Consider the following 12,009-nt stretch of genomic DNA (forward strand, 5'->3'; position numbering starts at 1 on the left):
ACTTGCGACCGGCGTGAAGTCGGAACGAAGCGGGCTTCCATCCGTTGCTCCGCGGCATCACCCCTTGCCGTGTCGAGACATGCCGATGACCCGTCGTCACCTGACCATCCTTCAATGCAACGACACGCACGGCTATCTCGAGGCGCATCCGGAGGTGATGTGGGACGGGGCCGAGGTTCGAACCGAGATCATGGGCGGCTATGCGCGCATCCAGGCGGTCTTCCGCGAGGCGCGCGCGGAGCATCCCGGCGCGGTGCTGGCGTTCGACAATGGCGATACGCTGCACGGCACCTTCGCCGCTGTTCATTCCAGGGGGCGCGACTTGATTCCCTTGCTCAACGCGCTCGAGTTCGACGCCATGACGGCGCACTGGGATTTCGCCTATGGCCCCGATCGTCTGCGGCAGCTGGCGAGCGAGTTGCACTATCCAGTGCTTGCCGCCAACGCCACCCACAAGCAGTCCGGAGCGCCGGCGTTTCCCGCCTTTCGCGTGCTGGAGCGCGGCGGTTTGCGGATTGGCGTCATCGGCATCGCCGCCGTCGTCGACAAGATGATGCCGCCCGAGCATGGCAAGGGCCTGGCCTTTAGCTTCGGTGAAAAGGAATTGCCGGTCCTGATCGACCAACTGCGACAGCAGGAGCGCGTCGATCTGGTCGTGGTTCTCTCACATCTGGGCTTTCCGCAGGACATCAAACTCGCCTCTGCGGTTGACGGCATCGACGTCCTGCTCAGCGGGCATACCCACAACCGGCTCCATGAGCCGGTGCGGGTGAACGGCGCGATCCTGATCCAGTCCGGCTGTCATGGCTCGTTCGTCGGCCGCCTCGACCTCGAGGTCGAGGCGGGCAGGGTCATGGGCTGCCGGCACCGGCTGATCGCGCTCGACCAGGCCGTGCAGCCCGATCGCGAGATGCAGGCGCAGGTCGAGGCGGTCCTGGCCCCGCATCGCGAGATGTTGCAGGCCGTGGTCGGAACCACCGACCGCCTGCTGCACCGCGCTACCTGTCTTTCCGCGCCGATGGACGACTTCCTGCTCGCGGCGGTGGCGCGCGCCCCCGAAACCGGGGTGGCGTTCTCCAACGGCTGGCGTTACGGCGCTCCGGTCCCGCCCGGCAAGGTGACGATGAACGACCTCTGGAACATCGTGCCGGTCAATCCGGCGATTACCACGCTGGAAATGACGGGAGAGGAAATCTGGACGATGATGGAGGAGAACCTGGAAAGCGTGTTCTCGCCCGATCCCTTCAAGCAGATGGGCGGCTATGTGAAGCGCTGCTTTGGCGTCAGCCTGGGCGTCAAGATCGAGAACCCCGCCGGCCGCCGCATTCAGGATTGCTTTGTCGAGGGCCGCTTGCTGGACCGATCCCGCCGCTATCGCGTGGCCGCGATCACCGCGCAGAGCGTCCCGGCGAAATTCGGCACCGGCCGAACCGATCTGTCGACGGACGCGGTAGGCGCCATGCGGCACTATCTGCGCGGTTCATCGACGCCGGCAATCGGCTCGGAGCGGACGGTAGTGGCGGTCTGATCGCCGGTGGCGTCGGCGGCTCGATCGGTGTAGGAAGACAAACTCGCGCTGTCAGCGTGACGCATCTGCCTCCGTTGAAAGCAATCCGAATGAGCGAGCGACTTGAAACGCTGAAGAAGGCGCGCGAGCGCATGATCGAGGACCGGGACGCCCATGCCAAGGTGCTGGCGGCGCCGTTTGACCGCGACAAGGCCGAGCGCGCCCGCGTCAAGTTCCTCGAGATTCAGGTGCTGATCGACGCGCTCGACCGCGCCATCTGCGGCGCCGACCTGATCGCGTCACAGGACTGAACCGGGAGCGGAAGCGCCGCGCGACATTTGCGCCGTGCCGTTGCCGCTGTTCTTTGCCTCCTTCGGCCCGCACGTCAAGCGCATCGGCATTCTGAAGGCGATCTACCCGGGCCTGGTGGCGGCCGCAGTTTCGGGACGGGGCGGACTGCGGCGCTGACCTTTCTCTCAGGCGCGGTTGTCGCTGTGCTCATGCGCGAGCGTGCGGGCGCCCCCTTGATCTTGCGCAAGCGGCCAAACCGCTGGGCCGGTTAGAATGAAAATTCGGTGATCGGCCAACATTGGGGCGCGCCAGTGCAAAAAACTCTGACCAGAATCGTTGCGAGGGGATCCGCTCTGGCGCTTTTATCGAGCGCGGCATGGGCGCAGGCACCATCAGACGCCGACAGATACGCCTGTGGGCCACACATGATGTGGTGGGGCGGAGGAGGGTACGCGATGATACTCGGTCCGCTGTTCATGATCCTTGTACTTGCGGTGTTGATTGCTGCTGCAGCCCTTCTTGTGCGTTGGGTCGGCGGGCCATGGCAGGGCACTTCCCCATCGCATCACGCGCCGCCTGGCCGCACAGCCATCGATATTCTCAAGGAGCGCTTTGCGCGGGGCGAGATCGACAAGGACGAGTTCGAGCAGCGGCGCCGTGTGCTCGGCGATTGAGCTGTCTTCATTGGATGGTTGGTTGATGCAGAAATCCCATGCCAACCGAGCGCCCTCGGGCTGCGCCTGGCCATGCCCAGGGAACTGAATGGGTCTCAGGCCCGGCCTCCGTCCATGGCCGTTCCGCCAGCGGCAGCGGGTTCCATCGTGCGCGCGCCAAGCCTCAGAAAAGGGATGAAATCGTCGTCACGATCACGGCTCGTTCCTCGTTTCGACAATGATGGTTCGGGCTGGTTCGATTCTTATTCTGTCGGCGATGTCCCACGGCCCCACAATGTTTTCGGTTGGTCTCGTAATCTAACCACCGCGATCGATCTCGCAGACGAAGTCCTCGAACTTTCCGGCAGCGGTCCGGGGAATCTCGTCAAAATAAGCAAAGACGACACCGAAAGGAGCGTCGAGCTTTGTGCGAACCCATTCGGTCAACCGCGCTTCCTCGTCGGCCGCGAGCGGCTGCGGGACAGCTAAGCGAAATTCGATCAGATCGGGCGCCTTCTGGGCAAACTGATATTCCCTGATCGCGGGAGCGATCTCCAGCATGGTTGCAATGTTCGCCGATGACAGCAGCGGCCAACGTCGTTCGCCGGATGGCATGACCAGCATGTTCTGCGTGCGGCCGAGGATCCGCTGGATAACCGGTAATCCGCGCCCGCAAGGGCAGGGTCGGCCGACTTCGACGTAGTCACCTATGTCATAACGAATGAGCGGCATGGCGAGATTGTGCAGTGAGGTGACCAGAAGCTTGCCGACCTCGCCGGGCGCACAAGGTTGGCCCTCCTCATTCAAAACCTCAACCAGGACGTGCTCGGACTGGATATGGTAGTGCTCGTGATCAGGGCACTGCAACGCGATGTACCCGATCTCGCGTGTCGAGTAGACGTCGACGAGCGGCACCCCCCAAGCGTCGTGAACGGCGCTTCGGACCTCCGGCTTGAGGTTCTCCGCAATGGTGATGACCTGCTTGAGCTGCGGCAGCCGAACTCCGTGGTCACGACAATGATCAGCCAGCCGACGCGCGATGGTTGGGTGCGTCAACAGGTAGTCGGGATTCTGACGCCGCAGCCATTCGACCTGCTGTTCGACGGGTGTTGCAACATTAAGGCTGACCATCGGACCCGTCTTGAGGATCGTGGCGCTCGAATAGCCCCAGCTCTCGGCGCGGAGTCCGTCAGGATAAAGCGCTTTGCCCTGGCCGCTCTCGCGCAACGTCGCGAAGACCCCCTGAAGGTCGCGCCGATGCCAAAGATGGTCGCGAACCGTGAAGGCGCTCCACATCAGCTCCCAGAGTTGCGTGCGAACCGAGCGGATCGGCTTGCCGGTCGAACCCGACGTGTAGATCTCCCGCAACTCCCCGTGTCCCGGCGGCAGCGTTTCCGTGACCATGGTCTCTGCGGCGTCGGCCGCCTGAATCTCCGCCCGGGTGAGCGGAGCGATGCGCCGCCATACTTCTGGCCAGGTCTCGTCAGCGGGAAGGTCGCCGAGGCCCTGCAGTCGCTCGCGGTAGAACGGAACGTGGGTGCGGGCGTGGTCGAGGAGCGCATTGAGCTGGTTGCGCTGTCGTTGCGAAAGCTCCTGCGCAGACCACCACTGGCTTTGCTCGAGCTGGAACAGGATGGCCAGGAGGCTGGCGCCGTTCTGGGCCGGAAGCCCCGGCCAGGCGATCCCGCCGATCGCCGAGTTGACGGAAAGGGGAGGTATCATCGTACGACCTCTAGCGCCAATTCATTTTCGGTTCAGCCTGTCGCGGCCATTGTCAGCTGGTTGGGATGTTCAGCGGCCGGCTGGGGAACCGTCAACGCCGTGTTCCGTTATTCGGTTCGAGGTGGCGGAGCAGCGGAGACCACTATGAAGACCATACTCGTTAGCGCAACGCTGCTGAGTGTTCTCACGGCCAGTGCATCCGCGACACCTGCTGCGATGGGTCCTGATGCGCAGCTTGATCCTCCGGCGACGGGAGAAGGGGGCAACGGGGCGGGATCGGTCAAGCTCGCGAGCCTCGTCACCTCGACGTTCCTGTTCGTGCCGGATTCCGCGCAATCTCTGCTCGTCACGGTCGGTGAGGGCGGAGAAGGGGGGCGGGGACGCCGCTTCCGTCATCACCGCGGCTACAAATTTCACTATTACAAGCCTCATAGCTATCGGCTCGATCGGGGCTATCGACCCTACTATGCGCCGCGCCGCTACAAGCAGCCTTACTATTACTACCGGTACTAGGGACCGCGGCTGTACTTGATTCATAGTGAACTCGGACACACGCTCAGGTAGCTGTAGTGGCTGGGAACGGAGAGTCCCGCCCCGTGCTCGTGTTCTTGGCTGAATGGCCAGACAGCCCTGAGGATTTCGAGAGCTTGTCGCGATAGAGGCATGTTGTGCGGCTCGCGCATTTTCATTCGTCTGCCGGAGTTCGCTTTTTCAGGTCAACTTCGGTCCCGCGTCATCGCGCGTACGTCGCCTGGCCGCGCCATCGTGAGGATTAGAAATTTGAAGGCGGCTTGGGCGGAAGACAGCTCCAATAGCGGAGCGGAGGCGGTCAGCGGTGTCTCGCCGGCCGTTCGTCTCATTTCTCTTGAGGCCGTCAAGCATTTCGACGGGCTTAGGTTCTGTGCGGCCGCATCGTTCCTCTTCAAGTTGGCAAGGTACTCGTCTGCGACCGCGCCGAACGTGGTTTGAGCCGGCGGCTGAGTTGGCCAGCTTTTCGGGCTTCCTGCTCGGTGACGGGTTTATCCCCGCCGCGAGTTGTTCCTTGATCCGGTCGCGTTTTCTTCGTGCCTGCAGCAGCAGACGGAGAAAGCAGTGGTTTTTGAGAAACTATGAGACGCTATGCGAAGCGCTTCTGGTGCCCCTGGCCGGAATCGAACCAGCACTCCTTGCGGAACTCGATTTTGAGTCGAGCGCGTCTACCAGTTCCGCCACAGGGGCCCTCGGGAAAAGGCCGTGAAGCCCTGTCGCGAAGCCGGCGGAATATAGCGGGCGGCGCTCGCCCGTCAATGGCCGCGGGTCAGGTTGTCCTGCGTTGAGGGCGCGCGTCACGATACCGGGATTTCGCCTTCGTCGCTGCCATCCCAATAGTGGATGCGGTCGGCATGGACGTGGATCATCACCATGCCGTCGGTGTCGATCCCTTGCGGAAACCAGCGCTCCAGATCCGCCGTCCAATGATCGGCGAACGCCTGCTTGTCGCGGATGATGCGGGCCGTTCCCTGAACCGCTACGAACGGCGGCGGCTTGCCGAGCAGCCCCGCGCTGCCCTGGAACGACAGGGCGACCTGCGGATCGCGCGCGATATCGCTCAAGGTACGCGCGCTGTCCCAGCTGAAATAGAAGGAATCGCCGTCATATTCGACCTCGCCATTGTTGCTCATCGGCCGGGTCGCGAACCGGCCGCCGTCGGTGCGGGTCGTCAGCATCGTAAAGTCGATCTTGCCCATCGCCTTCGCCAGGTCTTTCAGGGTCATGTTGCTCATTTCTTGTCCTCGTCCTCTTGGGAAGGGCGATTGCAGGCTAGGATAACGCGGGAGTGGGCGCGGGGTTGCGAAGCGATCAGCCGGCGGGGCTTGCCGGTCCACCCCCGCGGATGTGATGGTGGTGCGCCTCGACAGGCCGGCGGCGGCGGGATAGGACGCTGTGGCCTGTTCTGAGCCTGCAGGGTGATGCGGAGAACGACCCGTGACGTCAGATGCCGCCGCCTATCCGCCGCACGCGCGCCATGCCGACGATCCCGTGCGGGTTGCCGCGCTGGCGACCGCGCTGGTAGCCGCCGTGACGCTGGCGGGCGTCTGGTTCTTCGAACTGGTGCTGGATATCCGCCCCTGTCCGCTCTGCCTCCAGCAGCGCTACGCCTATTATCTGGCGTTGCCGCTCGCGCTCGCGATCGCGTTCGCGGCTACCCGTGGCGCGCCGCGGTCGCTGCTGATCGCGGGTCTCGCCATCCTTGCGCTGGCGGCCCTCGCCAATAGCTCCCTTGGCGCCTACCATGCCGGCGTCGAATGGAAATTCTGGCAGGGCCCGACCGATTGCTCCGGCCCCGTCGTCGATCTCGGCAGCGCCGGCAACCTGCTGGAGCGTCTGGACACCGTCAGAGTGATCCGCTGCGACGAGGTGCAGTGGCGCTTCCTCGGCCTCTCGCTCGCCGGCTACAATGTGCTGATCTCGCTGTCGATGGCGGCGATCGCCGTGTGGGGCATGGCTGCGCCGCGGCGGGCGTAGCTTGCCGAGGCGCGCAAGCGCCGTTCACCGGGGAGATCACGTTACAAGCCGTCAACCCACTGCGCAGGGAAGGCCGGGTGCGAACGAAAGCAAACCTCGGGCGAAACATGCGGCGAGAATACGAACCCATATCCATCCGTCATCACCCGCGAAAACGGGTGATCCAGTATTCCAGAGACGCTTGTGATTCAATCGAAAAGCCGCGGCGTACTGGATCGCCCGCCTTCGCGGGCGACGACGACCTCTCTGTTTCGACAATTGTGGTTTACTTCGCGGAGCCTGCAATCGAACGCGCATTTGGGTTCGGTAGCTCGCCGTGATGGCCGTAGCCGGTCACTTCAAACCCCAGCCTCTCAATTCCGCGATACAAGCCATGCGCACATTTAGTTTCCTCCTCCCTCCATCGCGATCTATGGTCGGCGCCGATCAACCCAGGACTTCCCGGAGGAAACGAAGCCCGATGGCCGATGCAGCAAAATCACGTGACGAAGCGCCGGCGGCGCTGCCGACCTGGCCGGACGAAATCTACCACGTGCTCAAGGAAGCCGGCATCCGCCAGGTCGCCATGGTGCCGGACGCCGGCCATAGCCGCCTGATCCGTCGCTTCGAGGACGATCCGCAGACGCGCGTGGTGACGCTGACCACGGAAGAGGAGGGCGTGGCGATGCTGGCCGGGGCGTGGCTCGGCGGCGAGCGCGGAGTGCTTCTGCTGCAGTCCAGCGGCGTCGGCAACTGCATCAACATGCTGTCGCTGCCGGTGATCTGCCACATGCCGCTTTTGATGATCGTGACCATGCGCGGCGACTGGGGCGAGTTCAATCCGTGGCAGATCCCGATGGGGCAGGGCACGCGGCCCTCGCTCGAAGCCATGGGGGTGATCGTGACCAAGGTGGACGAGCCCCACCTCGTTGCGTCAGCGGTGCAGGGCGCGGCGAACCTCGCCTTCAACAGCTGGAAACCGGCGGCGGTCCTGATCGGCCAGCGCGTGCTCGGCGCCAAGAACTTCAAGGAGCTCGCCCGCAAATGACCAATCCGAACGCGCTTCTGCATCGCCGCGACGTCGTCAACGAACTGGTGCGCGACCGCGGCGACCTGCTTGTGATCGCCGGCCTCGGCGCGCCGAACTGGGACGTCTCGGCCGCCGGCGATCATCCCAACAATTTTCCGCTCTGGGGCGCCATGGGCGGCGCCTCCATGATCGGGCTCGGCCTGGCGCTGGCGCAGCCCAGGCGCAAGGTGCTCGTCATCACCGGCGACGGCGAGATGCTGATGAACGTGGGCTCGCTCGCCACCATCGCGGTGGAAGCGCCGAAGAACCTGACCATCGCGGTGCTCGACAACGAACGCTTCGGCGAGACCGGCATGCAGAAGACCCCGACCGCTTCCGGCGTCGACCTTGCGGCCATCGCTGTCGCTTGCGGCATCCGCACCTCGCGGATCGTTCGCACCATGGCCGAGGTGACCGAGCTGCGCGACCTCGCCCATGCGGGAAGGGCCACGGCCTTTGCCCAGATCAAGATCAGTGCCGAGGCGCTGGTGTTCGTGATGCCTCCGGCCGATGGCGTGATCCTGACCTCGCGTTTCCGGCAATCGGTGCTGGGTGACGAGGCGCTGTTCAATTGAGGGCCGCTGTCGCCATCGTCGGTGTGCCGTAATGGGCCTGCCGTCCGTCACGCCCCAACAGGTTCGCCGCGCGCTGTTGCTGCGCGAAGAGATCGCGCTGCTCGATGTCAGGCACGAGGCCGCCTTCGCCACCGGCCATCCGCTGTTCGCGGCCAACATGGCGACTGAGCGGATCGCGCTCGAAGCCGCCGCCCGGCTGCCGCGCAAGGACGTGCCGATCGTGATCTACGACGCCGGCGAGGGACTGACATCCGTGGCGGCCGGACGCCTCGCGGCGATGGGCTACCGAGACGTCCGCGAACTCGACGGCGGGCTGCAGGCCTGGGCGTCGGCGGGCTTTGAGCTGTTCCGGGACGTCAATTCCTACGCCAAGGCCTTTGGCGAGCTGGTGGAGGCGCGGCGGCACACGCCTTCGCTGGCGGCGGAGGATGTCGCCGGCCTGATCGAAAGCTGCGCCAACATCAGGATTCTCGATGTCCGGCGCTTCGATGAATACGCCACAATGAACATCCCGGGCTCCATCAGCGTGCCCGGCGCGGAGCTGGTGCTGCGCGCGGGCCGCGCCGCGCCGGATCCCGCGACCACCATCATCGTCAATTGCGCCGGCCGCACCCGCTCGATCATCGGGGCGCAATCGCTGATCAACGCCGGGGTCGCCAACAAGGTGGTGGCGCTGCGCAACGGCACGATCGGCTGGACCCTGGCCCGGCAAGACCTCGAGCACGGCGCCGGCAGGCGCGGCGAGATCGGCGCGTTCGAAGGCGCGGAGGAAAAAGCCCGCGACGTCGCCTATCGCGCCGGCGTTCGCCACATCGCCATGGCCGACATGGCGGCGCTGCAGGCGCAGGCCGGCCGCACGCTCTATCGCTTCGACGTCCGTTCCGAGGAGGAATACACCGCCGGCCATCTCGCAGGCTTTCGCCATTATTCCGGCGGGCAGCTGGTGCAAGAGATCGACATGGCCGCGCCGGTGCGCGGCGCCCGCATCGTGCTGACCGACGACCGGCGCGTCCGCGCCGACATGACCGCGTCCTGGCTGGCGCAGATGGGATGGGAGACTTACGTGCTCGAAGGCGGCTATGACGGCGCGCTGGAACGCGGGCCGCCGCTGGCCATCCCGAAGCCCGACCCCGCGCACCGCTACCGCCGCCCTTATGAGGGCACCGACGTCAAGGAAAGCGCCATGCAGGCCTATCTCGACTGGGAGTACGGCCTGGTCGAGCAGCTCCGCCGCGACGCCAGCCATGGATTCTTCGTCATTTGACCGGAAAGCAGCGGTGAGCCGGTCCACTGGCCAGGAATCACCGCCGGCCCACGCAAATAATGGGTGGTGCGCCGGCTGGTTTTCGCCTACAGCATCCCCATCTCAGTCAAATCCGTCAGGCCGCACGGCTGCGCTTTGTCGATCGCGCAAGCTTCGAGCCGTTCGGTTGGGATTCTGTCCCTTTTTCCGGCCGAAAGCGCCAACCCCAAGGTTTTCATCCCGTGACATTCCTGATCGCAAGTCCGCCGCTCGCCCGAGCCTTGGCGGAACGCAACTTCGACCGGCTGACCCAGGTTCAGACCGCGGTGTTGGCCGATGACGCCGCGGGCCGCGACCTGCTGGTTTCGGCGCAGACCGGGTCGGGCAAGACGGTCGCCTATGGCCTGGCGATCGCAACCAACTTGCTCGACGCCGCCGAACGGTTCGAGCGGGCCGCGGCTCCCCTGGCGCTGATCGTCGCGCCGACCCGCGAGCTTGCGCTTCAGGTCCATCGCGAACTCTCCTGGCTCTATCAACATGCCGGGGCGCGCGTAGTCTCCTGCGTCGGCGGCATGGACCCGCGCCGCGAGCAGCGCGAACTGGCGGCAGGGGCGCATATCGTTGTCGGCACGCCGGGGCGGCTGTGCGATCATTTGCGGCGCGGCCGGCTCGACGTTTCGGAACTGAAGGCGATCGTGCTCGACGAGGCCGACGAGATGCTCGATCTCGGCTTCCGCGAGGACATGGAATTCATCCTCAAGGCCACGCCGGACGATCGCCGCACGCTATTGTTCTCGGCGACATTGCCGCGCGGCATCGTCGCGCTGGCGAAGGCGTATCAGCAGGCCGCCTTTCGCGTCGAGGTCGCCGGCGACGAGGGCGGCCATGCCGACATCGAATATCGCGCCGTCAGGATCGCGGCCGGCGACGTCGAACACGCCGTGGTCAATACCTTGCGCTTCTACGAATCGCCGGGCGCGCTGGTGTTCTGCAATACGCGGGACGCCGTCCGACATTTGCAGGCGACGCTCTTGGAGCGCGGCTTCTCGGTGGTGGCGCTGTCAGGCGAACTGACGCAGAACGAGCGGACGATGGCGCTGCAGGCGTTGCGCGACGGCCGCGCCCGCGTCTGCGTGGCGACCGATGTCGCCGCGCGCGGCATCGACCTGCCGAACCTCGACCTCGTCATCCATGCCGATATCCCGAACGATCCCGAAGTGATGCAGCATCGTTCGGGCCGCACCGGCCGCGCCGGCCGCAAGGGTGTTAGCGTGCTGCTGGTGCCGCCGGCGCGCCGTCGCCGCGCCGAAGTGCTGCTCAATCTGGCCGGCATCGATGCCGCCTGGGGTACCGCGCCGCAGCCGGACGAAATCCGCCGGCTCGACCAGGAGCGGATGCTGAAGGACGCGCTGTTCTCGGAGGAGACGACCGCGGAAGATCTGATGCTGGCGCAGGCCTTGCTCGCCGAGCGCTCGGCGGAGGACATCGCCGCCGCGCTGGCGCGGCTTTATCGGGCGCGGCTGCCGTCGCCCGAGGACATTCTCGATCCCGCGCAGGGCAGCGGCCGCTCGCGCGAGGATCGCGGCCGGGACCGGGAGGGCCGCCCGCCGCGCGGCGAGGACCGCAGCGCCGCCCCGCGACCCCGGAAGGGAAAATCATCGCCGCGTCACGTCATGAGCGATGGCAGCGTCTGGTTTCGCGCCTCGATCGGCAGCCGCAAGAATGCCGAAGCGCGCTGGCTGTTGCCGATGATCTGCCGCCGCGGCGGCATCGAGAAGTCGGACATCGGCGCCATCCGCATCATGGACACGACAACCGAATTCGAGATTTCCGCCCGCGCCGCGGAATCCTTTGCGGTCAAGATCCGCCGTCCCGACAAGGAAGACAATATCCGCCTCGAGGCGCTCGAAGGCGGCCCGTCGCGCGAGGAGGTCCGCGAGCCGGCGTGGACACCGAAGCCGCACGGCAAAAGAACTGAGGGCTCCGACCGGGCAGGGTTTGACAAGAAGGCGCGTTACGATACGAAGAAACCGCACAAGCCGGCTTATGCCGGCAAGCCGCTGCGCGAAAACGCGGCGCCTGCCAAGGCTGCATTCGGCAAGAAGAAAAAGAAGTTCCGCACTTGACTGGATCATGACCTGAACGGCGCGGCCCGACACGTGAGATGAGGACCGTCATGAGCGTCTACCTTATCGCCCAGTTGAAGTTCACCCGCCGCGAACTCTATGACCGCTATCAATCGCGTTTTATGGGCGTGTTCGAGAAATTCAGGGGGAAGCTGCTGGTGGCGGACGCACACCCGATCGTGCTGGAAGGCGATTGGCCGCGCGACAAGGTCGTGATCATGGAATTTCCCGACGATGCCGCGGCGAAGGAGTTTCAGAACTCGCCGGAGTATCAGGAAATCTCGGTCGATCGCAAGGCGGGCGCCGACGCGATCGTTCTGACGGTGAGAGGTTTGTGAG

General features: G+C 65.0%; 13 protein-coding genes and 1 tRNA gene. 11 read left to right on the forward strand and 3 right to left on the reverse strand.

What is annotated here, in order from left to right; all coding sequences use genetic code 11:
• Nucleotides 1-85 precede the first annotated feature (85 nt).
• The 4 genes from Q0D31_RS14710 to Q0D31_RS14725 all read left to right on the forward strand — a co-directional run bounded on the left by Q0D31_RS14710 (nt 86) and on the right by Q0D31_RS14725 (nt 2,472).
• The gene (locus Q0D31_RS14710; protein WP_291852140.1) at nt 86-1,528 is read left to right on the forward strand and encodes a bifunctional metallophosphatase/5'-nucleotidase; all 1,443 of its coding nucleotides are present in this window, start codon (nt 86-88) and stop codon (nt 1,526-1,528) included.
• Between the two features lie 89 nt (nt 1,529-1,617).
• Nucleotides 1,618-1,818, forward strand: a complete 201-nt coding sequence (locus Q0D31_RS14715; RefSeq protein WP_291852143.1) for a hypothetical protein — start codon at nt 1,618-1,620, stop codon at nt 1,816-1,818.
• A 34-nt stretch (nt 1,819-1,852) separates the two neighbouring features.
• The gene (locus Q0D31_RS14720) at nt 1,853-1,975 is read left to right on the forward strand and encodes a hypothetical protein (protein WP_291852145.1); all 123 of its coding nucleotides are present in this window, start codon (nt 1,853-1,855) and stop codon (nt 1,973-1,975) included.
• Between the two features lie 278 nt (nt 1,976-2,253).
• The gene (locus tag Q0D31_RS14725) at nt 2,254-2,472 is read left to right on the forward strand and encodes an SHOCT domain-containing protein (RefSeq protein WP_291842515.1); all 219 of its coding nucleotides are present in this window, start codon (nt 2,254-2,256) and stop codon (nt 2,470-2,472) included.
• A gap of 297 nt (nt 2,473-2,769) precedes the next feature.
• Here Q0D31_RS14725 and Q0D31_RS14730 read toward each other — a convergent pair whose 3' ends face one another.
• Nucleotides 2,770-4,173, reverse strand: coding sequence for an AMP-binding protein (locus tag Q0D31_RS14730; RefSeq protein ID WP_291852148.1), 1,404 nt, complete (start codon nt 4,171-4,173; stop codon nt 2,770-2,772).
• 144 nt (nt 4,174-4,317) lie between these two features.
• Here Q0D31_RS14730 and Q0D31_RS14735 point away from each other — a divergent pair, with 144 nt between their 5' ends.
• Nucleotides 4,318-4,686 carry a hypothetical protein gene (locus Q0D31_RS14735; RefSeq protein ID WP_291852150.1) on the forward strand — a complete coding sequence of 123 codons (369 nt, stop codon included), beginning with the start codon at nt 4,318-4,320 and terminating at the stop codon, nt 4,684-4,686.
• A 620-nt stretch (nt 4,687-5,306) separates the two neighbouring features.
• On the opposite strand, the gene Q0D31_RS14740 is transcribed toward Q0D31_RS14735, so the two are convergent.
• Together Q0D31_RS14740 and Q0D31_RS14745 are read right to left on the reverse strand one after the other, a co-directional pair.
• A tRNA-Leu gene (locus Q0D31_RS14740) sits at nt 5,307-5,391 on the reverse strand.
• A 107-nt stretch (nt 5,392-5,498) separates the two neighbouring features.
• Entirely contained in the window at nt 5,499-5,936 is a 438-nt protein-coding gene (locus Q0D31_RS14745) for a pyridoxamine 5'-phosphate oxidase family protein (RefSeq protein WP_291852153.1), read from the reverse strand.
• A gap of 256 nt (nt 5,937-6,192) precedes the next feature.
• On the opposite strand from Q0D31_RS14745, the gene Q0D31_RS14750 reads away from it, so the two are divergent.
• The 6 genes from Q0D31_RS14750 to Q0D31_RS14775 all read left to right on the forward strand — a co-directional run bounded on the left by Q0D31_RS14750 (nt 6,193) and on the right by Q0D31_RS14775 (nt 12,008).
• The gene (locus Q0D31_RS14750; RefSeq protein WP_291852433.1) at nt 6,193-6,678 is read left to right on the forward strand and encodes a disulfide bond formation protein B; all 486 of its coding nucleotides are present in this window, start codon (nt 6,193-6,195) and stop codon (nt 6,676-6,678) included.
• 460 nt (nt 6,679-7,138) lie between these two features.
• Nucleotides 7,139-7,705, forward strand: a complete 567-nt coding sequence (locus tag Q0D31_RS14755; protein ID WP_291852156.1) for a thiamine pyrophosphate-binding protein — start codon at nt 7,139-7,141, stop codon at nt 7,703-7,705.
• Nucleotides 7,702-8,301: a thiamine pyrophosphate-dependent enzyme gene (locus Q0D31_RS14760; protein ID WP_291852159.1), complete on the forward strand. Its 600-nt coding sequence runs from the start codon at nt 7,702-7,704 to the stop codon at nt 8,299-8,301. The genes Q0D31_RS14755 and Q0D31_RS14760 overlap by 4 nt, the downstream gene beginning before the upstream one ends.
• A gap of 31 nt (nt 8,302-8,332) precedes the next feature.
• Entirely contained in the window at nt 8,333-9,565 is a 1,233-nt protein-coding gene (locus tag Q0D31_RS14765) for a rhodanese-like domain-containing protein (protein WP_291852163.1), read from the forward strand.
• Between the two features lie 221 nt (nt 9,566-9,786).
• Complete coding sequence (locus Q0D31_RS14770) at nt 9,787-11,670, forward strand: DEAD/DEAH box helicase (protein ID WP_291852166.1); 1,884 nt, start codon at nt 9,787-9,789, stop codon at nt 11,668-11,670.
• A gap of 50 nt (nt 11,671-11,720) precedes the next feature.
• Entirely contained in the window at nt 11,721-12,008 is a 288-nt protein-coding gene (locus Q0D31_RS14775; protein WP_291852169.1) for a DUF1330 domain-containing protein, read from the forward strand.
• Nucleotide 12,009: the final 1 nt, after the last annotated feature.

The sequence above is a fragment of the Bradyrhizobium sp. genome, assembly GCF_022844465.1.
GTDB lineage: Bacteria > Pseudomonadota > Alphaproteobacteria > Rhizobiales > Xanthobacteraceae > Bradyrhizobium.